The following is a 21086-nucleotide window of genomic DNA, read 5'->3' as shown; positions in this document are numbered from 1 at the left end:
CAAGTTGAATAGCTTTGACCATGTTTTTATACCCTTCTTCGGGCTTAGAGGTCAATAGATCAAGTCCCCTTCTATGATAAAGGTACATGGCTTCCCTGATAGGGGCAAAGACAGAAGAAGTGTAGATATCATTGATCAACCAATAGCGATTTCTCCTCTCGTTGGGGTTGGCCTGCCATCCCGGCCTTGGTGATTGTTGGGCATTGTTGACAATATTATTGGCAATTTCAAAATAGGGATCTCCTCCCCGTAATGCGAAGCTGTCGTAGTCAAATCCTATAATGATGTAAGCATAATAAGCCAAAAGAGAACTGATATTGTTCAAAAAAGAGAAGCGGTTGAACTCCAAAGGTTGGTTCTGAAGGAATTCGAATGACCAGTTCCTATCTATGAAATTAAGCACCATACTTTCATAACTGGTACCGTAAACTGGCCTGACGGACTGAACCTGTACTGTGGCATTGTAGAAACCAACCTGCGGCATATCTGAAATAGTAATCAAGATGTTGCCTTTTATCCTTTCTGTGGGCTGAAATTGATCACCCGTCCAAGTTCTTCCATTGATGAATTGTTCGAAATTAACCTTCATGTCTTCGAAAACCCTAGTCTCCTGTGTTCTTGCCCTATCGGAGTTGATGATTACCTGAAAGTTCAATTCCTGGGATATGGCTGGAATTGATGTCAGGATCAGGAGAAAGAATGCACAGAGATTTTTCATCGCTCAGAAATTATATAAAAAGATAACGAAAACCTAGGTCTTAGATTTTAACGGGCAGTGCTTTAATCCTTTCGAGAATCAATTGGGCGACTTCTTTCTTAGGCAAGACTTCAGAATTGACTGCTGTACCATCTTCTGCAAAAATCCTTACTTTATTGGTTTCAGATTGAAAACCTGCACCTGTATCCCGCATAGAATTCAGTACAATCAGATCGAAGTTTTTCTTGGAGAGTTTTTCCTTGGCATGGAATTCTTCATTTTCGGTTTCCAAGGCAAAGCCTACATGGATTTGATGGTGCTTTTTTTCTTTACCAAGTGTAAGAGCGATATCTACATTTTTAACAAGCTCTATGCTCATCTCTTCACCTGCTTTTTTAATCTTCTCAGAGGCTACTTGTTTTGGGGCATAATCAGCCACAGCAGCAGCAAATACCACAATGTCAACAGAAGGATGTAGGGAGGCTGCTTTATCATGCATTTCTTGTGCACTTACCACAGGGTGAATTTTGATATTTGGGTTTTCTGGTCTTATAGCACCTTTTCCCAATACCAAATGAACCTCAGCTCCTTGTATTGCAAAACTATCTGCGATGGCAGCACCCATTTTCCCACTTGAATGATTGCTGATAAACCTAACAGGGTCTATGGCTTCTTGGGTAGGTCCTGAAGTGATGAGTACTTTTTTGCCTGCAAAAGCTTGAGAAGGCTTGAAATGCTTAAGTACCTTATTGATGATATGCTCAGGCTCCATCATACGTCCCTGGCCTGAAAGACCACTGGCGAGTTCACCGGATTCAGCGTCTAGGATAAGATTGCCAAAGGAGACAAGTTTTTCAAGATTCTGTTTGACGGATGGGTGTTGATACATGTCCAAATCCATTGCCGGAGCAACCATTACGGGGCATCTGGCCGAAAGATATGTGGCTGTCAATAAACTGTCACAAAGCCCATTTGCGAATTTGCCAAGTGTATTGGCGCTGATGGGAGCGACTAAAAATAAATCAGCCCAAAGTCCAAGGTCTACGTGATTTGTCCAAACGCCTGTATTTGGGTCGTGAAATTGGTGGTATACAGGATTTTTAGATAGTGTGGCCAAAGTCAAAGGGGTAATAAAGTCAAGAGCAGAAGTACTCATGATGATCTGTACTTCTGCTCCTTCTTTGACTAATAATCTTGTAAGATGTGCCGATTTGTAAGCAGCAATGCTTCCAGTGACACCCAATAAAATCCTCTTACCTTTCAGTTGCATTATTCTTCTTCAGTAGTTACGTCCGGATGGCGGAAATAGAGTTTACCCTCTATAAACTCTTCCATTGCTAATGTACTAGGTTTTGGCATCCTTTCATAAAACTTTGAAATTTCAATTTGCTCTTTGTTTTCAAAAACTTCTTCCAAATTATCCACTGTTGAGGCAAACTCAGATAGCTTGTTGTTAAGTTCTTCTTTCATGGTTGAAGAAATCTGCTTGGCTCTCTGAGAGATGATATGAAGTGATTCATATAAGTTGCCCGTCTGGTCTGAAATTTTAACCAAATCTCTTGTGATGATGGATGGATTGATCGCCATATAATTAATAGTTTATGATTTCTAATTTTCTATTGGAGGAGCAGAAGTGACCTCAGTTGAAGGTCCTGCAGCTTCCTCTTCTGCTGCAGCTTCGCGGGCTTTCGCCAGCCTTTCTTCATACTCTTTTTTGGAATTCATGTGTGCCACAAGCTCCACATCTGCTTTTTTGATGAGGGGCTCTACTGCACCTATATATTTACTCTCTGGAAAGCGTCTTTTAAATTGATCTGCAAATGTCGCTACCCTTTTAAGTCTTTCTTCTTTTTTGTCAAATATACTTCTTTGGCCATAAGCCAAGGATACTTCTACTAACCTAAATGCCAATTCTTCATTGTATTTGGAATCCGGATAGTTTTTTGCAAAGTTTTGGAATGAAATGATACAGGCCCTATAGAAATCTCCTGGGTATAAACCTTCAGTCAATTTATAATAAAGAATTGCTTCTTCATATGCCTTTTCTTCAAACCTCACCTGAAGATCATCAATCATGGTCATAGCTCTTTCATAGGAGTCTGATTGTGGAAACCTTGTGATGAAAAGCTGGATGGCATTTACTGCATCTTTACTGCTTTTCTGGTCAAGGTTGAAGTCAGGAGAATCTAAATAAAGAGCATAAGAATTCATAAATAAAGCTTCTTCTGCCAATGGACTTCGGTTATAAGTCTGATAGAATGTATTGAAATACCCTGCAGCTTCTATATACCTTTTCATTCTGAAGTGGCTATAAGCATAATTGAAATCTGCCATTTCAGCTTTATCACTTCCCCGTATGATTGGAAGCACTTTGTCATAAAGTATGATCGCTTTATTGTATTCCCCAGCCTCGTAATATTTATTTGCAGCTTCGTAAAGCTCTTCCCAATTGGTACTTTTTTCCAATTTGTAGAAAGGTCCACAAGATGAAATCAAGACTATAAGTAAGAGGGAGAATATGCGGATAAGTTGGTGTTTCATAAATTTAAGAGGCGCAAATATAAAGGATTAATCATTGTTATCAAATTCTACCCATTAAGGGATGGAGTGTTATTTCTTGACAACGAGCTTTTTGGTCACTATATTTTTATTGTCTACGAATAAGGTGTAAAAATATACCCCTGGATTAAGGTCGGCAACATTGATCATCAGGCTTTTTTGCAGTGGGTCCAATTGGAACTCCGCTACTGGATTTCCAATGAAGCTGTTTAATGTGATTTTTGCAGTTGCATTAGGGTTTTTAAATTCATATTCAATTTGTGCAGTGCTTGTGCTTGGATTGGGGAATACACTTCCCAAAGAAATGTCTTTGTGGCTGGTCTCATCCAAAGATGGGTTGAAAACCTCATAAACTGCTTCTATGAGAAACATGTCTCTATTGTTGTTGGGGTTAACGAAGTGTAGATCAAAGTTTCCTCTAAGTTCTGCTATTCCCAAGTCAAACTCTATGTACAAATCAGTGAATAATTCACCAGGTTGAAGATTCAATTTGATTTTGCTGAGTTCTTTTCTGGGATCATAGCATTTGTCTGCAACGCACAGCTTGATGTTTTGAGAAGATCCAATGTTTCCTCTCAAAAACTTAAGGATATATTCTTTTGATTCTTTTGAATCATTCTGTATGATGAGCGATTTTCTGTGGGAGGAGCCTATTTTTCCGCTGATTTCTATATTCTCAGACAACACGCGTACTTGAGCATCTACCGTTAGTGGTAGCATGCAAATGCTGCATATTAAAAATAGGAGAATACTTTTCATGTAGAGTTTTATCAATAAGCCGATTTTTTTTCACTTCAAAATCTATTATAACTACGATTAAAAATACCAAATAGGTTTCAGTTTTATACTATTAGGCGGTTAATTTTTGTTAACCTTTATAAAATTTTTTTTAATCTTCTACGTTCGATCGCTCCAAAGGTAAATCAGGTCGTTCAAGTTTTTTCATTTCAGATGCTGATTTGATTTTTTCATCTATCAAATTTTGCAGTTCCTCATCACTTGGACGTTGAATAGTGACATCAGGCTGCTCGAAAAAATCTTCCGGAAATTCCTCCCTTTTTTTAGGAGTTCTCCATGAATAAATGATCTCCATGCTGGGTTTTTCTTCTTCTCTCCACTGAAACCCTTCCAATAATTTATCTTCTTCTTTAATCAAATGGGGTGGGTTGAATTCTCCCTCGGGCTTTACGAGCCAATTGATCTTCTTGATATTGCCTTCTTCAAAATACATCATGATATTGGCACAAAGCATTTTATTCATTCCTCTTAGTGTGGAATCTTCGATGACATCAAAATATATAGATTCACCGTTTCCTTCAATATGAAACCTGGATATCTGACCTTCTGTAAAATAGCCGGTCATTTTCCGGCCTTTCATTTGGTTGAAATTACCTAAGGTGTCTTTACTGATATTAAAGGCGTTGCGGTTAAGGTAAACCCTATCTATTTCTTCATTAGCAATTAGAAATCTGACCGAATCGGCAGTAATCTGGCTTTTGTCATTCCATAAAACGGGGTCATGGTACATGTGGATGGTGGAATCAGAATAGATATAGGCCAAACTATCTGATTTGCCATAAAAATCAGACTTGATCATTTTCACATTTCTGAATGCCAGTAAGTGTCTTTCTTCATCATTTTCGCTGTCCTGCGAAATCAGGGTATCGGCAATCATAAACATGGTGTCCTGTTCAAAGTACTTTTGGACAAGGGCATTGCCATACACAATACTGTACTTGCGGTCTTCCCAATACTTTCCTTCCTCTCCAAAAATTTCAATTTCACGCTCTTTGTTATAAACACTTACATCAATACGGCCTTCGTAGTATTTTTGATTTTCATCATAGTAAAGCACTTCTGCAAATACTTTACTCGTAGCCGTTTCCACATCTCCATCGTAGAACCTGAATATTTTTCTTTCTGTATCATAGAAACTGCCTTTTTGTGCATTCAGTTTATCCCCATCCTTCGAGACTATATTGGTGAGGCCCACTGTTTCAGCAGTTTTGGGAACCGTCATATAAATCATGAAATTGGTCTTGAGCGTATAATCAGGGTTTACAAGGACTACATTGTCAGTAAAGGTGATTTTTTCAATTCTGGTCTCGTATTCTCCATTGGTACTCGTAAGTACATTTGTAGAATCTACCACCTTGCCATCATTGAAATAATTTGCCACTCCTGTGGCTCTATTATAATCTAAAAAATCAGTGTAAAGGGTAGTTTCTTCATTTTTGAAAACTACATTATTTCTCAATTTGGCAATCTTAGTATTGCCATCATATTCTGCATATCGGCTATTGGTGGTGACAGGATCTTGTGTATCCACTATCCTTACATTGCCAAATAGCTTGGCCCTGTTCTCAGCCCTGAAAAAATGTGCGGAATCACAGTAGATCAGAGAGTTTTGGTGCTTCATCCGCACGTTGTTGATGAGACGTTCAAATCCGGTTGCACCCTGAAGCAAATCCGCTTGTTGAATTTCAAGGGTATTTGAGTCTTGTGCAATGACAATGAGAGGGAATAATCCGAAAAAAAGAAGTAGGGAAAGAAAGTAGTTTTTGATCATTTGAAACTTGGTCGGCCCAAAATTAACCAAAAATGATATTTTTGGATTATGGTAGAGCGATTTATCCAACATATACGGACAAAAAATCTTTTAGACGAAAATAAAACCTATTTATTAGCCATCAGTGGAGGATTGGACAGCGTTTGCTTGGGACATTTGTTGATGGAAGCAGGAATTGATTTTGAAATGGCCCATGTCAATTTCGGGCTTCGTGCAGAAGAGAGCGATGGCGATGAGGATTTCGTAAGAAAGCTTGGTATCCAATGGGGAAAAATTCTTCATGTCGAAAAAGTTAATCCTGAGGCCTTTCTTCAGCCTGGAAATTCTACCCAAATGACTGCCCGAAAACTCAGGTATGACTGGTTTGATCAATTGATTCAGGAAAGAAATCTTTCATCGGTACTGGTAGCGCATCATTTTGGAGACCAAATAGAAACCATCATGCTTAATTTGTTGAGGGGAACTGGTATAGAGGGAGTATATGGCATGGCGGACATAAAAGCAGGTATTATCCGGCCTTTATTGCCCTTTTCACGTCAGGAAATGGAAGATTATATGTTGGGCAAAGCGTTCTCTTGGAGACATGACAGCAGCAATGATAAGTCTGTGTACAAAAGAAATTTTGTGAGAAACGAGGTTTTCCCTTTGATTGAAACTGTTTTTCCTCAAGCGCTGAAAAGCTTGGATGATAGTTTTAATAGGCTACGAGATACAGGAAGAGCCTTTTTTCACCTATATGAAAATTGGAAAAAAGAGAATATCAGTATTGAAGAAGATAGTCAATATTTGCCTATCCGAATATTGAAGAATCTGCCTGGTAAGGCATCAATGCTATATTATTGGTTAAGGGATTATGGTTTTAATATTCATGATGTGGAAGACCTGATTGAAGCCATTGCTTTGGGACATGCAGGCAAGGTCTTTCATTCGGAAGATTACTTTCTTAATTTGGACAGGGAATTTCTGATCTTGTCAAAAAGTGATTTTGAATGGAATGAACAGGAAATCACGGCTCATGATATTGCCATGAAATATAAGTTTGGCAATTATGATCTCTTACAATTGGAAGGTAAAATCTCTTTGGATAAGGATGCTTCCAATGCCATGTTGGATAAAGACAAGCTGACATTCCCTCTTAAATTGAGAAAATGGCAAGCAGGAGATAAGTTTGTACCTTTAGGTATGCAAAAGGAAAAGAAAATTTCCGATTTATTGATAGATTTGAAGGTGCCGCTCGTTGAAAAGAAGAAAGTAGCGGTCCTGCTATCGGGAGATGAGATTGTATGGGTAGTGGGGTACAGGATTTCCGAGCATTTTAAATGTGGCCAAGAAAGTCAGCATATTTTATATATCAAAAAAAGATAAGACATGATCAACCCTTTTTCACGTACTTTCAATGCTTCGGAACTGGAGACTTTTCAATTCCTTGCCCAGACCTATCTTTTTGCTAGGCTGAAAAATATGGAAATGGCCCGGTTTCTTCCCGCTCTTCATATACGAAAGTATAAAAGAGATGAGGTGGTGTTTTTCAGTGGGGACCCAAGTCAAGCTTTATACATAGTAAAATCAGGTAAAATTCGACTGACTATTGATGTGAAAGATAATTTTGAATCCATCAATGAGGTAAGAAAAAGTGAAGTGTTCGGTGAAAATGCACTGCTTGAAAACGTAAAAAGAATATACACCGCAATTGTAGCCTCAGAGGAAGCTGAATTGTATGTGATACCCCATTTTGCCATTCAGGAGGTGTTTGACAGCCATTCTAAAATCAAAGCCAAAATGATGACTTCTTTGGCTGAGTTCTACAATCAAAATAATTTCAGGCTCTTTAAATCGTATCGTAGCTCATTTGGCTTTTTCAATCTTCAGGAAATGTTCGACAGAACTTTCAATGATGAACGCTGACCACATAGCTTTTATATATACCATTTAGCAAATCATCCTGTGCAATGCGTAAGGAATCAGGCAGATTCCTTTATAAAATTGGCTTTGTTTAATAACTTAGCGGGACTTTTGAAAAATAAATTTAAAACGAAAAATAAACCATACATTCATGACTAAAGTAACCGTAGTAGGAGCCGGAAATGTGGGCGCTACTTGTGCAGACGTGCTGGCATACAGAGAAATTGCCGAGGAAATTGTTTTGATAGACATCAAAGAAGGTGTAGCTGAAGGTAAAGCTTTGGATATCTGGCAAAAAGCGCCTGTCAACCAATATGACAGCAGAACCGTCGGAAGCACTAATGACTACAGCAAAACCGCCAATTCTGACGTGGTAGTCATTACCTCCGGTTTACCTAGGAAACCTGGAATGACCAGAGATGACCTTATCGAGACCAATGCGGGTATCGTGAAGTCTGTTACTGAAAATGTCATCAAACACTCTCCTGATGCCATCATAATTGTGGTTTCCAATCCACTTGATGTAATGACTTATCAGGCGCATATTACTTCCAAGCTTCCAAAAACCAAGGTAATGGGTATGGCGGGTATCTTGGATACAGCCAGATACAGGGCCTTTTTGGCTGAAGAGCTTAATGTTTCACCAAAGGAAATCCAAGCAATTCTGATGGGTGGACATGGTGATACTATGGTGCCTCTTCCACGATATACTACTGTAGCAGGTATTCCTGTGACAGAGTTGATCTCAAAGGAAAAATTGGATGCCATCATTGAAAGAACAAAATTCGGTGGTGGAGAATTGGTGAAGTTAATGGGTACATCGGCTTGGTATGCACCTGGTTCCGCTGCTGCCCAAATGGTAGAAGCAATTCTTAAAAATCAAAGAAGGGTATTCCCTGTTTGTATCAAATTGGACGGAGAATACGGAATCGATGACTGTTACTTGGGCGTACCGGTGATTTTGGGAAAAAATGGTATAGAAAAAGTAATTGAACTTGACTTGAATGCTGAAGAAAAAGAACTTTTGGAAGTTTCCAGAGGTCATGTAAAAGAAGTGATGAGTGTTTTGGATAAGATTTCCAACAAGTAATTTCTTCTTGAAATAAATTAAATCCCGGCCTATGGTCGGGATTTTTTACTTTTTTTAATTTTTTTACGTCTGAGTCATTATATCATTTAGCAAGGTCTGTGAGAGTAATAAGAATTCTGTTGATTACATTTATCCTAGCCGGAATTTTAGGCGGAGGATATTATATTTATCAAAAATATTATCTGTTTTCTAAATCATCCGCTTTAGATCTGATAGCGCCGGATGCTGTTTTCGTTTTCGAAACAGACAAGCCGGTTTTTGTCTGGAATCAGCTGATGTCCCAGCCTTTTTGGGAAAGGATGTCTGATATGCCATCTCTCCAAAATGCAGCAAAGCAATTGCAGCACTTGGACAGCCTCTTTGGCCAAGATGGTGAAATGGAGAAAACCCTACGAGGCAATCAGTTTGTGTTATCTATGCATCCGGTTGGCAAGGAGGAGTTTGATTTTTTATATGCTATTGCTATTGGCCCCGGTGCTGATTTTGAGTTTTTGGAGAAATTGGAAAGTAACCTTCCCACACTTTCCCAAATCAATACGAGAAATTACAGTAATGTCACCATCAAAGAATTTCAAAGCTTGGATCTGGATCGTAATCTCAGCTATACCTTATTAAATAATGTACTTATTGTAAGTTACACTTCTTTTTTGGTGGAAGAGGCGATCAGGTATTCTCAAAACAGCGGTATTGAGAATTTCAGGTCAAGGTATAAGGAATTGTTTGAGGCTCAACCTAGTACCAAAGGTATGGGGGTGTTTAGGGTTTCCAGTCAGGGAGTTTCAAGATTGGTTGAGGGAATATCCAGAAATCAAGACCTGGATATGATCAAGAGTTTTGGTAGAAGTAATATAGCTGCAAATCTGGAATTGAAGTTTTCGGATGAAAAAATCATTTTTGATGGTTTGGCTGTTTTTGTAGATGGGAAAGAAGTGAATTTGTCTCATCCTACCCAAAGTCAGAGTAAGGAGTTGAATAAATTTGTCAGCAATAGAACAGCAGCTTATTTCAATTATAACCTTCAAAGTCCACGACAATTAAAAAGTATTCAGGATACGGGCTTTCAATATAAGAGTACCTTAAAGGGAGACATTGACAAAAATCTCGTGCAGAGGGGTTTTTTGGAAGACCTGACAGGAGAGTTGGGTTACATGCTTTTTGAAATAGCAGGAGCCGAACAACAGGATAGGGTTTTATTGATCCAAACGGAATCCCCTGATCAGCAAATTAGGTTATTGAAGCAATTCAATAGCGGGATGGACAAAATGGATCTTTCGTTGGTTCCTGTCGATTATTACAGGGATCAGGAAATTTTTGTGGTCGTAGCTGAAGAATTTCCTGCACATTTGTTTGAAGGTAAATTTGTAGGCTTCCCGGATACCTACATTACTGCATTGAATGGCTACCTGATTTTCGCCAATAGCAGTAAGGCCATGAAGGTTTATTTGGACGATTATTTCAATGACAATACTTGGGGTAAGACTGTAGCTTTTAAAAACATGTTAGAAAGTATGGTGAATGATGCTGGATTTAATATGACAGTCAACATTCCAAAATTCTACAGTTCACTTGTTGAAATCAGTTCCCCTAACTGGAAAGCATTTTTTCAGAAATACGCACCACAATTGACCTCAATTGATTTGATGGCCCTGCACGTGAGGCAACAGGACAAAGGAAATCGTGTGAATCTTGAGTTTGGATACAACCCACAGCCTATCAAAACGGTATCGGATGTTGTATTGAGTGAGAACAGGTCAGTTCAATTTGATAAATTGTTGGTTTATGGACCAAGAAGTATTCAGAATTTTGTGGACAGGAGCACGGAGTTTGTGGTACAGGATGAAGATTTTGTCCTACATCTTTTGAGTTCAGACGGAGAACCTGTGTTTTCTTTTCCTTTGGAAGAAAAAATAACTGGGGCGATTTATCAAGTAGATTATTTTAAAAATGGTAAGCTGCAATTGCTTTTTGCCACCTCTGACAAGGTATATATTCTCGATAGGTTGGGAAATCTGGTTTCTGGATTTCCAGTCAATCCTGTAGGCGATGAGCAGATTATACACCTTAACTTGGTGGATTATAATAATGATCGGGATTACAGGTATTTCTTATCCACGGATGAAGGCAATCTATACTTATTGGACAGAGAGGGAAGAGGCTTGGATGGTTGGAACCCCAAAAGTGTGAATGCTGCATTGACAACCAAGCCGGCACACCATAGGATTGCAGGAGTAGGAGATAGGATGATTGCCTTGGCTTCCGATGGACAGCTTTATTTCTTCAATCGGAGAGGGGAAGGAGAACTGGGTTCACCTATCAGGCTAGGCACTGGAATTGAATCAGATTATATTTTGGTGGAAAGAGGAAGTGCAAGAGATACCCGAGTGGTGACCATCACTGCAGATGGAGAAATCGTTCATGTCAACTTGCAGGGAGAAGTGGCTTTCAGAAATCAGTTGGAAAGGCCTGATAGAGAAAGTAGGTTCTCCTTAGTCAAAGACCAAAAGGATGATAGGTACTTGTTTACTGTTCATGAATTCAATAAAGTATCCATTCTCAATCCTGAAGGTAAAGCCTTGTTTGTGCTCGATATTTTCTCTGAAAACCTGACATTCCAGTATTTCTCCTTTGGAGCGGATAGGAATATCTTTGTGGTTGTAGATAGGGATCAGGAATTTGTATACCTCTACAACCTCAAAGGCGAACTGTTGAATTCCAGACCACTAGGTGGTACAGGTACAATAGACCTCAGACATTCTGCATCACAAAATGAGTATGTCATTTATGTCCGAGAAGGAAATAAGTTTAAAGAATACAAATTGCCTTTATAAATAATTAATCCGCATCTACCTTGAATTCTCCAGACTTGAATTGCCATACACCCTTTTCATCCTGAAAGGAGATTCTTAACTCAAATATTCCTGGAGTCTCCGAAGTATGAAAGATGCTGTCAGGAGAATAGTTAAATGTTGAATTCCAGTATAAGGTTGAACGGAAATCCGGAAAACTTGGCGGAATTGGCAAACTAACCAAATGGGGAGAAGCATATTTTTTCCCCGCTTGTATGGTCCAGTAATTCAGATAAAGTGAATTTTCCGGTAATTCAAAACCTCCAAAATCATTTTCAAATGAACTGAAACTCACTACGCCTGCAAAGCGGTCTTTGTTGAGGAAGAATTCCCTGGCTAATATTTCAACTTTTTCTATTTTTTCTGGATCAAACTTACCCAATCGATCTACATCAAATACAGGCATGGCATCTATCAGTACCAATGGGTTTTCTTTAAACAATGCAGACAAGGGTTTATCCTGTACTTTTAAAACCATTTTCCTCGATTGACGCCTCACCAGCACTTCCGGAATATATTCCTTCAAGGTAACTTCTATGTTTTCAAACCTGTTGTAATCATCCAATAAGTAAGTCCTGTCAGCTACAAAGCCTGTTGCAATCGGTAAAAATTCAGTCTTTTGTTCCTCCAAGAAATAATTCCCTGTTTTTCCTGCAGTGATTACCTGTTGCAAAAAGGGCTTGTCTTTTTCTGCTAGATTCAGAGGAGGAAAAGCAAAACCTTCTACAAATTCAAGCTCAGCAAAAGGAGACTGCGGAGAGAAATCCATTTGTTTCTCCTGATTGGAAGATTGGGCAATTAGGAAATCATAATCTTTTAAGGCACCCAATTCAAAAAAGAGATCTCCTTCTGCTGAGGGCTTTGCTGAATTGAGGATAGACTGTTTTCCATGAGAAGACAAAAAGTAAGTTTCTGTGCTGTCATTATTTGCAGCCACAGTTTTGGCATGTACAATGTGCCCTAGAGGTTCTGGTATGAGCGGCTTTGGTTGAGACGGTTTTTTATAAATCTCCCCTTGAAAATATCCCTTTGCCATTTCCGGTAAATAGGGATTTCGTAGCGAAATAGAAAGTGTACTATTTTGGTTTTCAGGGAAAATATCCTGAGCTATTTCAAACTGGGCGTTTGTCGAAAGCAAAGGGAGCTTGAGGTTTAGAGTTTTGGGCTTCAAAGGAGAAATATCCTTGAATTTGGAAGAGGCAGACTCAGAAGAAGGTGGAAGATCAGGGTTGATTATGGTAATAAATTGATTAAAAATACCATGATCGCCAAGGTAGGGGCTGATTCTGGTGTACACACGAAAGAGGTAGTGATCAGATGCCAGGTTGTTGGGGATGGAAATGTAGTTCTCTCCCGAACCGTTTTCAATTGGGAAAACCACTTGCACCACTGATTGTCCTGATCGGTCTACCAATTCTGCATAAGCCATTTTGGAATCTGATCCTCGCTCTTTAACACTTACCATGACCTTAAATTGAACAGACTCTCCTGTGCTCATAATACTTTTGGAGAGATGTGCATACACTTTTTCCTCTGGTAAACTTTGCGCAAATGAAACCAATGAGAAGAACAGTAAGGACAAGCTAAAAACCAGATCTTTCATATCAATCCTCCCAAAAGTCAGGTCTAACATTTGAACCTCTCAAGGTACAGTCCACGCATTCTCTGCTACTACTTCTGTATCCTATCAGGGTGAAGTCCTGAAAAACTTCTCTTGCCGGTACTTCTAAACCTACTCTGAATCGGTTACTGGCCAAATTAGGTGGGATAGTGTCTGTACTTAAATTGCAGAATTCGTAATCCGGGATTACTACCCTCCAAGGGAAAACATCCGCGGCATCTATGAATATTCTTTGCCTTGCAGATTTCCCCATACTGACATGACCAATGATGTTTTCTGTGTTGTTTTCATCCATTGCATGGACATTACCTCCAATCAAAGATGGTAGTGGGCTGAAAATCCCTCCAATATCATCTGAATTTTTTCTCAGAATTTCCCAAAAATCAAATGCGTCTTGGTCTATTGCCCTTTGGATTACCTCAATGCTGTAGCGGCGCTGTAACTTCTCTGAAAGTGGAGGTATTCTAACCAACTCCCGTTCCACGATGAGATTTCCATCAAACCTTGCGGAGTTTTGCAATACTATCCGTGGCTGCCGGGTAGCATCCCAACAGCGGTCTACTCTTTCGCTTTCTTCCCGAGTCCTGACAGCACCATCTTCATAAATTAAGAAGGAGGAAACACCGGCATTGAAAATCCAGTCTTCATTGAAGCTCCACAGGAAGTACCTTGCATCTGCGCCCCCTTGAGTGCTTACGAAAATTTCTACACCTGCCTCATCCTGTAACCAGCCCAATTCTGCTATCTCTGGGGTAATGATGGGAGTAAGAAGGTCAGATTGGTATCTTTCACCATTGGCTAGCCATATATTGAGTTGATAATTTTGATTTGGATCGAAAGAACCGGAGAAGGTATATTGACCATTTTCCACTTCTTCAAAATCCCAGAAACTTGATGCTGATTCAGGACTCACAAATACCCTAGCTCCTGTGATCATCCTTACTGCGGATGTATCTTTGACCATTGAAGTTCGGCTTAAGGTTATTTCAGAAGTTCCATCTACCTCTACATACCCCTCTACTACCAATAGTGCCAGATCTTGACCTATGATTTCTGGCTCAAAGGGGTCCCTACAGCCCAATATGAGAAGAAAAGCAAAAAGACAATAGCGGTATAGGTTGTGGTTCACCCTCATAATCTGAAATTGTAAGTGATAAATGGAATGGGCTGGGCAAATATGGAAAGTTGAAAACCTTCCAATACACCATTGACAGGGGCGAAATAAACAGAATATGGATTTCTTCTTCCCAGTAGGTTGTATACCCCTATTGACCAGGAGGAATGGGCCAGTTTTTTGACTTTATGATTGCCTTCTAGATTGACTGAGAAGTCTACCCTGAAGTAATCAGGGATCCTGTAAGCATTCCGATCGGAGAAGTATACCCTTTCATTCCCTCCATAGTTAAATTGTGCTACTGGTAATGTGATTGGTCTACCGGTACTGTAGTTCGCATTGATGGAAGTGCTGAACCGCTTACTCCATTCATAATTACCTACCAAAACAGCATTATGGGGCTGATCGAAATTGCTGGGATACCAATTGCCTTCATTGATTTTTTCTCCAAGCTCATCTTCAGCAGTTCTCAGTAATGATCTAGAATAGGTATAGCTTACCCAACCGTTCAGTTTACCAGTGTTTTTTTTCAGTAAAAACTCAGCGCCATAGGCCCTTCCATCTGTTCGCAACACATCCTGTTCGACAGCATTATTCAATATCAACGTTGCTCCGGAGCGAAAATCTATCAGGTTTCGTAGGTTTCTATGGTAAGCTTCTACCGAGAATTCATATTTGTCAATCTTGAGATTTCTGTAATAACCCACAGACAATTGATCCCCCCACTGCGGGCGTACATTGGGATCACTGAGTTTCCATATATCAGTAGGTGCTATAGCTGCATTATTGGTGATCAAATGGATAAATTGGCGTCCTGTATTATAGCCAGCCTTGATTGAAGAGATATTATCTAAGATATACCTGGCGGACAACCGGAATTCAGGTCCATGATAGGTATTGATAATACTGCCTGCATCAAAATTCCTTTCTGCTATCAGGTTGGGTGGAGAAATGGGAAGGCCATCCTGGTATTCACGAATGGTGTTTGGCCCCAGGTAATTATATATAGCCCATCGAAGTCCATAATTTACCGTCAGCCTGTCATTCACTTCAAAATTATCTCCCACAAAAAAAGCTGTTTCCAAAGCCTGCTCTTGATTGACCGCTTCTGCTGTTACAATGGAAGATTCGCCAGATGGATCCAACCGGCCAGGTTGCAACCTGTACCTGATACTGTGCACACCAAAATTCAGCTTGTGCTGATCATTGTACTCATAACTGAAATTCACCTTCGCAAAGTCTTGAAGGATATCGTAACCAAAATCATAGGCATTGCTTGGATTGTCCCGTCCTTCTATTCCAAAACTGTACATATCTCTACCTACAACCAACTCGGCCTCTGTCTTTTCATTTAGGTAATGTGTCCAGGAAAGATTAATGTTCCTGTTTTCGTAGGTAAAAGTAGTGTCCCGGTCAAAACGAAAGTTGTCCCGGCTGGTGTATGAATTGAGTCTGAGTGTATTTTTGTCATTCAATTTGTGCGACACATTGAAGTTGAAGTCATAAAAGGAAGCACGGGCATCATTGAAATCTGTGTTTTCTTCCAAGATATCCAATATCCAATCTGAATAAGTGGTTCTTCCCCCAATCATAAAAGTGGTATTTTCCCCGATTGGCCCTTCCACGGTCAGCCTGCTGGTCATCAAGCCTATTCCGCCGGCTACTTGGATTTTGTCAGGGTTTCCATATTTGGAATTTACTTCTAACACAGAAGAAAGCCTTCCACCATATTGGACAGGAATGCCAGCCTTATACAATTCTACAGATTCTACCATATCGGGATTGAAAGCCGAAAAAAGTCCGAATAGATGGGAAGGATTGTAAATGGTGGCATGGTTCATTAAAATAAGGTTTTGATCTGCAGCCCCGCCCCGCACGTTGAATCCTACTGAAGCTTCTCCGACGGTCTGAACGCCTGGGAGTGTCAACAAACTACGGATGACATCTACCTCACCCAATACTGCCGGGAGTTTACGCATAGATTGGATATTGAGGGATTGAACACCCATTTCCGGTCTGGCGATGTTTGACATTTTTTCTGAACTGATTGTGACTTCATCCAAAGAGATGATGTTTTCCTCAATGGCAATATCCAGAACGCCATCGTTTTGAAGGCTGATTTGCCGCTGTTCCACAAATCCTCCCAGATTTTGTATGAAAATTGTGTGCCTCCCTACGGGAAGCGTAATGGCATATTCGCCCTCTTCGTTCGCAATGGCCCGCGTATAATTGATGCGCTCAAATACAACAGCGCCAAAAACTGGGTCTCCCGTATCCAAGCCCGTTATTTTACCTTTTAAAACAGCTTCCTTTTTATTGCTTGGACTGCCTATGACATACAGTTTGTTTCTGGAAAATTCCCTGGCTATATCTTCTTGCTTGTCTAAGCTGTCACTCAACTTGCCATCTGGGTCATAGGTAAAAAAGTCTGGGCGTAAAGCAGTTCGCAAAGCTTGGTTTTTACTGATAAACACCCTCTTATTTTCATCAATACTGAACTTTAAATCGGTATCCGCAAAAATGGATTGAAGCATTTGGCGCAAAGTGTTGTCTGCTGCACTGATATTGACCTGAATTTCAGAGATGTCCTTTTCCAGAAAATAAAAACGGTAGTCACTCTGTTGCTCGACTTGTCGGGCAAAGCGCTGAAATGTAATTCCAGGAAACATTCCACTGAATTTCTGAGCGTCCTCCTGAGCAAAACTATTTTGACATAAACAGAAAAGTAAAATGGCTAATAAGAAGCTACGTGCCATCATTGTTCTCTGCTGTTATAACCTGAAACCAGTTTTAATAAATAGGCCTCCCTTTGATCTTTGAAGCTTATTCTTTGACTTTTGAATACATCCTTGAAAGCCTTTTTATCCATATCTAGGAATTCTCTCGCCTGCTTTTTCTTACGGATCAACTGTAGTTCATCTCCTTTTTTTAAAAAATAATCTGTCTTTTCATAAAAGACATCTGAAAATTTGCTTACATCTCTCGTGTCCTTGGTTTGTTTATAATGCTTGGCCAAAAGGCTCACCTTTCCTTCACTGATAAGCTCATATAATCCATTTCGGTGGAAGCTATATCCTGAATTTTCTGCTATCCGCACAAATTTTTTAGCGTCTTTTTCTCCAATTACAAATTCCTGTACTTTATCAGCCCTCACCAAAATCTTCTTTTTGTATATAGGTTGAAAAGTCAGGATTTCGTCCTTCCAAATGTCGTAGAGTAGTGGAACTTCTTCGTACAAAAGGTCATTGATTTTGATCTTCCCATTTTCAAAGTTTCTATCTGTGAAATAAGGATGTCCTTCAATATTTTTGGCAGGATCTACATAGTAGCCACCTGTTACAATTTCTTGGTCTAAAAGAATATTTTCTCTGTACGCATGCTGATAGGAAAATTCGCCTTGAGCAAAGCCAAAGGAAATAAGGGTAACATGGAAATAAATATAAAAAAATAAGGTTCTCATAGGTTTAATTAGGATACTGATAATTCTGCCATCAATTTAACAAAATATTTAGGTGAAGAAAGGACTCTCTACTCACATTTATATAAGTGGTTGATTTTAATGGAATGAATGCGGTAATTTAGTTTTTGTTCCAATTACCGGATTTCCGAGTGAGTTCCGGATATTCAATAAACCTATTTTACCAAAAAACAATGACTACAAGACGCAACGTTCTCAAGACCTTGGGCATCAGCACCGGGGCGATGATGGGCTCAAGTTTACTTGCCTCAAGTACTGCAAAACGCCAAGAATCTCAATTTTCCTATTGCCTGAATACAAGTACTATAATGGGTCAAAAGCCCGGTCTTAAGGGTTATATAGAAATTGCTGCCCGTGCAGGATATGATGGAGTAGAGTTGTGGGTAAGAGATATCCAGGAATATATCAAAGCTGGTAATTCTGAAAAGAGCCTTAAAAAGCTTTTGGACGATGCAGGGATAAAATTCGAAAATGCCATTGGCTTTGCTCCATGGATGGTCGATGATGGAGCGAAAAGAAAAGCTGGATTTCAGCAAATGGAAGAAGAAATGAATTTGTTAGCTGCTTCGGGTTGCACCCGTGTAGCTGCCCCTGCCGCGGGAGTGGATGCACCTTTAGACCTTTTTAGCGCAGGAGAACGCTATGCGCAGTTATTGGAATTGGGAAGGAAAACCGGCGTAATGCCACAACTGGAATTTTGGGGAGCATTTCCTTATTTCTATCATTTGGGTCAGGTTCTTATGGTGGCTGCAGTGGCTAATGATCCAGATGCGAGGATTCTTCCTGATGTATACCACCTTTTCAGAGGAGGTTCAGGCTATAATGGATTGAAAATGCTCAATGGTGACCTCATTGAGGTTTTTCATATGAATGATTTTGTGGACAGTATACCAAGAGAAAAGCAGGAAGATAAGGATAGGGTCTACCCAGGTGATGGTGCAGCACCGATGAAGCAGATTATAACTGAGCTCAAGGCAATGGGAGGAAAAAAAGTGCTTTCATTGGAATTGTTCAACCCACAATATTGGGAAAGAGATACGCTGGAAGTAGCCAAAACCGGACTGGAAAAAATGAAAGCATTGGTGGAGATTTCCAAATAGGGGTGATGGGATGGCCATAAAGTAACGAAGACACAAAGGTTTTTATGTAGCTATGCCGATGTTCGTGTCTTCACGAACATCAAAAAAACTTTACATTACACCACAGGTGGGTATAGATTTTCACCGATAACTATGCCGACATTCGTGTCTCCACGAACATCTTCATTTTTGGGTTAAAATTGAAGATCGAATATCGAATAAAGAATCATGAAGTGAACCAGATCAGATGCTTATTCCAGTTCATCAATCCATTTACGAATTCCGATTCCCGTCCGACTGGAATCATCCGGGCGGACCCGTCCGACTGGATTGTCATCCGGGCGGAGACGGCGCTTTTTCCAGTTCGTCAATTCATCAGTTAAACAGTTCATCAATTAACCAACTCCAAAAATCAATACATAGACCATCACCATAATAAAAGCAAGAACTGGCCCGACGAAAATCATCAGTACGCCACCTGGACGGAAGCTTTTTTGTTCGACCATACCCGTAGAAAATGCGATGGCATTGGAAGGTGTGGAAACTGGTAGTAATAGGGCACAGCTACAGCTTAATGCTACCACCAAGGGAACTGCAAAAGCCCACATTCCCGGTAATGAAAGTCCTAGTGGAACCAAGATAGAAGAAGCGGCCGTATTGCTCATGATATTTGAAATCAGAACAGCAATGATGGCAAAAACGACAGCTACTCCAATCAAAGGAATGGGCAATGCGGAAACTTTTTCCATGATGATATCGGTCAATCCTACATCCACCATGGCAATACCTAAGGCCAAACCTCCTGCCACCAGCATCAGGGTGTCCCAAGGGAGTTTTCTTACATCTTCCGCCTTAATGACCTGAAATAAAGTCAACAATACAATTGGGATGGCAGAAGTAGCGGCTATGGGAATCCCGTGTAAAGGTTCAGTCAGCCACATAGAAACCGTAATGGTAAGGGTGAATAAAACCGCATTTTTTTCAAACCTTTTCTGGTTAGAGGCTTTGCCGAGAATTTGGCTCAAGTCAAGCTCTATATTGGAAAGGTCAAGTTTTTTGATAAGAAATCTCCAGAATATGTAAATGCCAATCAAAGCAGTTGGGAGGCCAAAAATCATCCATTCTACAAAGGTAATATTGATGCCTTTTTCCTGCAGTGCGCCCACGGCAATGGCATTTGGTGTACTTCCGATGATGGTGCCCATTCCACCCAAGGTGGCAGCCGCTGGGATTCCCACCAATAAAGCTTTAGTGTAAGCAGAACCTTTACCCATTGACCTGGCCAAAGGTAGGATGGAAGAAATCATCATGGCTGTGGTTGCGGTATTGGACATGACCATGGAGCCTATAGCCGTAGTGATCATCAAACCTAGCAAGAGGCGGTTAGGTTCTGCACCAAATTTGTCGATGGTAAACTTGAATAATGCCCTGTCAAGATTGGCTATACTCATTCCCTCTGCCAAGAAAAAGCCACCCAAAAGCAGCCATATCACATTACTGGTCCAGGTACCCAAATACATTTCTACCGGAGTCTTATGTTCTTCTCCAAGTACAAAGTCAGTCCCGAAACCAAGGAGTAGGCCAGCAATGATGAAAATCCCAACAGCGAATGGGGGAATAGCTTCAGTCACCCAAAGACCTACGGCGAGTATACTTAGGAAAAAAACATAATTGACATCCTCAGTATATCCAAGCTGATTGAAAAAAGATGATATAAAGAATGCCAGAACAAAATTTCCAACAAAGGTTGAACTGGCCCAAATCCACCCGTATTTTAGTTTTTTGAAAATCCGAACCGAAGCTCTCCTGGAATCATTGTATGCCATCGAAAAAAGAAATAATTAGTGGTTGAGCAAAAATAGGGAAAATGATGGGATTTTGGGTTATCAAACCAAGCCGATGATCGCAGAAATATGTTGAAAGTTGATTTTTGAAGTTTGTGGTTGAACATCGAATTTCGATCTAGGATGCTGTATCAGTTTAACAGTTTCACAATTAAACCAATATCTATTTTATCGATCCAATTGCGAAATACGATTGACGATTTACGACGCTCTCAGGTCATTAATTACATTTACGAATTACGACTCCCGTCCGATTGGAATCATCCGAGCGGGCCCGTCCGACTGGA

The 21086-nt window shown here is 40.1% G+C and carries 16 protein-coding genes; 5 read left to right on the top strand and 11 right to left on the bottom strand.

Annotation, left to right across the window (positions count from 1 at the left end):
* The 6 genes from EA341_RS02250 to EA341_RS02225 form a co-directional block, all read right to left on the bottom strand.
* Positions 1-718 (bottom strand): DUF4835 family protein (locus EA341_RS02250; protein ID WP_293011056.1); only part of this gene is annotated, 718 nt, incomplete at its 3' end.
* A gap of 40 nt (positions 719-758) precedes the next feature.
* Entirely contained in the window at positions 759-1967 is a 1209-nt protein-coding gene (coaBC, locus tag EA341_RS02245) for a bifunctional phosphopantothenoylcysteine decarboxylase/phosphopantothenate--cysteine ligase CoaBC (protein ID WP_293011055.1), read from the bottom strand.
* Positions 1967-2284: a DNA-directed RNA polymerase subunit omega gene (locus EA341_RS02240; RefSeq protein ID WP_293011054.1), complete on the bottom strand. Its 318-nt coding sequence runs from the start codon at positions 2282-2284 to the stop codon at positions 1967-1969. Before EA341_RS02240 ends, coaBC begins: the two co-directional genes overlap by 1 nt.
* Before the next feature lie 21 nt (positions 2285-2305).
* Entirely contained in the window at positions 2306-3238 is a 933-nt protein-coding gene (locus EA341_RS02235) for an outer membrane protein assembly factor BamD (RefSeq protein WP_293011053.1), read from the bottom strand.
* A gap of 69 nt (positions 3239-3307) precedes the next feature.
* Positions 3308-4015 carry a T9SS type A sorting domain-containing protein gene (locus tag EA341_RS02230; RefSeq protein ID WP_293011052.1) on the bottom strand — a complete coding sequence of 236 codons (708 nt, stop codon included), beginning with the start codon at positions 4013-4015 and terminating at the stop codon, positions 3308-3310.
* A 130-nt stretch (positions 4016-4145) separates the two neighbouring features.
* On the bottom strand, positions 4146-5825 hold the full coding sequence (locus EA341_RS02225) for an OstA-like protein (protein WP_293011051.1): 1680 nt from the start codon (positions 5823-5825) through the stop codon (positions 4146-4148).
* Between the two features lie 48 nt (positions 5826-5873).
* Here EA341_RS02225 and tilS point away from each other — a divergent pair, with 48 nt between their 5' ends.
* The 4 genes from tilS to EA341_RS02205 all read left to right on the top strand — a co-directional run bounded on the left by tilS (position 5874) and on the right by EA341_RS02205 (position 11645).
* Positions 5874-7190 carry a tRNA lysidine(34) synthetase TilS gene (gene tilS / locus EA341_RS02220; protein WP_293011050.1) on the top strand — a complete coding sequence of 439 codons (1317 nt, stop codon included), beginning with the start codon at positions 5874-5876 and terminating at the stop codon, positions 7188-7190.
* Between the two features lie 3 nt (positions 7191-7193).
* On the top strand, positions 7194-7730 hold the full coding sequence (locus tag EA341_RS02215) for a Crp/Fnr family transcriptional regulator (RefSeq protein WP_293011049.1): 537 nt from the start codon (positions 7194-7196) through the stop codon (positions 7728-7730).
* Positions 7731-7878: 148 nt separating this feature from the next.
* Positions 7879-8817 (top strand): malate dehydrogenase, encoded by a 939-nt coding sequence (gene mdh / locus EA341_RS02210; RefSeq protein WP_293011048.1) that lies wholly within the window; start codon positions 7879-7881, stop codon positions 8815-8817.
* A 98-nt stretch (positions 8818-8915) separates the two neighbouring features.
* A complete protein-coding gene (locus EA341_RS02205; RefSeq protein WP_293011047.1) occupies positions 8916-11645 on the top strand; it encodes a hypothetical protein in 2730 nt (909 codons plus the stop codon).
* 4 nt (positions 11646-11649) lie between these two features.
* Here EA341_RS02205 and EA341_RS02200 read toward each other — a convergent pair whose 3' ends face one another.
* The 4 genes from EA341_RS02200 to EA341_RS02185 all read right to left on the bottom strand — a co-directional run bounded on the left by EA341_RS02200 (position 11650) and on the right by EA341_RS02185 (position 17858).
* Positions 11650-13296: a hypothetical protein gene (locus EA341_RS02200; RefSeq protein ID WP_293011046.1), complete on the bottom strand. Its 1647-nt coding sequence runs from the start codon at positions 13294-13296 to the stop codon at positions 11650-11652.
* The gene (locus EA341_RS02195; RefSeq protein ID WP_293011045.1) at positions 13268-14419 is read right to left on the bottom strand and encodes a DUF4249 domain-containing protein; all 1152 of its coding nucleotides are present in this window, start codon (positions 14417-14419) and stop codon (positions 13268-13270) included. Before EA341_RS02195 ends, EA341_RS02200 begins: the two co-directional genes overlap by 29 nt.
* Entirely contained in the window at positions 14416-17067 is a 2652-nt protein-coding gene (locus EA341_RS02190) for a TonB-dependent receptor plug domain-containing protein (RefSeq protein ID WP_367126833.1), read from the bottom strand. The genes EA341_RS02195 and EA341_RS02190 overlap by 4 nt, the downstream gene beginning before the upstream one ends.
* An 86-nt stretch (positions 17068-17153) precedes the next feature.
* Entirely contained in the window at positions 17154-17858 is a 705-nt protein-coding gene (locus EA341_RS02185) for a hypothetical protein (protein ID WP_293011044.1), read from the bottom strand.
* A 191-nt stretch (positions 17859-18049) separates the two neighbouring features.
* Between EA341_RS02185 and EA341_RS02180 the strand changes: the two genes are divergently transcribed.
* The gene (locus EA341_RS02180; RefSeq protein WP_293011043.1) at positions 18050-18976 is read left to right on the top strand and encodes a sugar phosphate isomerase/epimerase; all 927 of its coding nucleotides are present in this window, start codon (positions 18050-18052) and stop codon (positions 18974-18976) included.
* Positions 18977-19350: 374 nt separating this feature from the next.
* On the opposite strand, the gene EA341_RS02175 is transcribed toward EA341_RS02180, so the two are convergent.
* Positions 19351-20781, bottom strand: coding sequence for a DASS family sodium-coupled anion symporter (locus EA341_RS02175; RefSeq protein WP_293011042.1), 1431 nt, complete (start codon positions 20779-20781; stop codon positions 19351-19353).
* Between the last annotated feature and the right edge of the window lie 305 nt (positions 20782-21086).

The sequence above is a fragment of the Mongoliibacter sp. genome (genome assembly GCF_007692705.1).
Classification (GTDB): Bacteria; Bacteroidota; Bacteroidia; order Cytophagales; family Cyclobacteriaceae; genus Mongoliibacter.
This window is presented reverse-complemented; position numbering and strand designations above follow the sequence as displayed.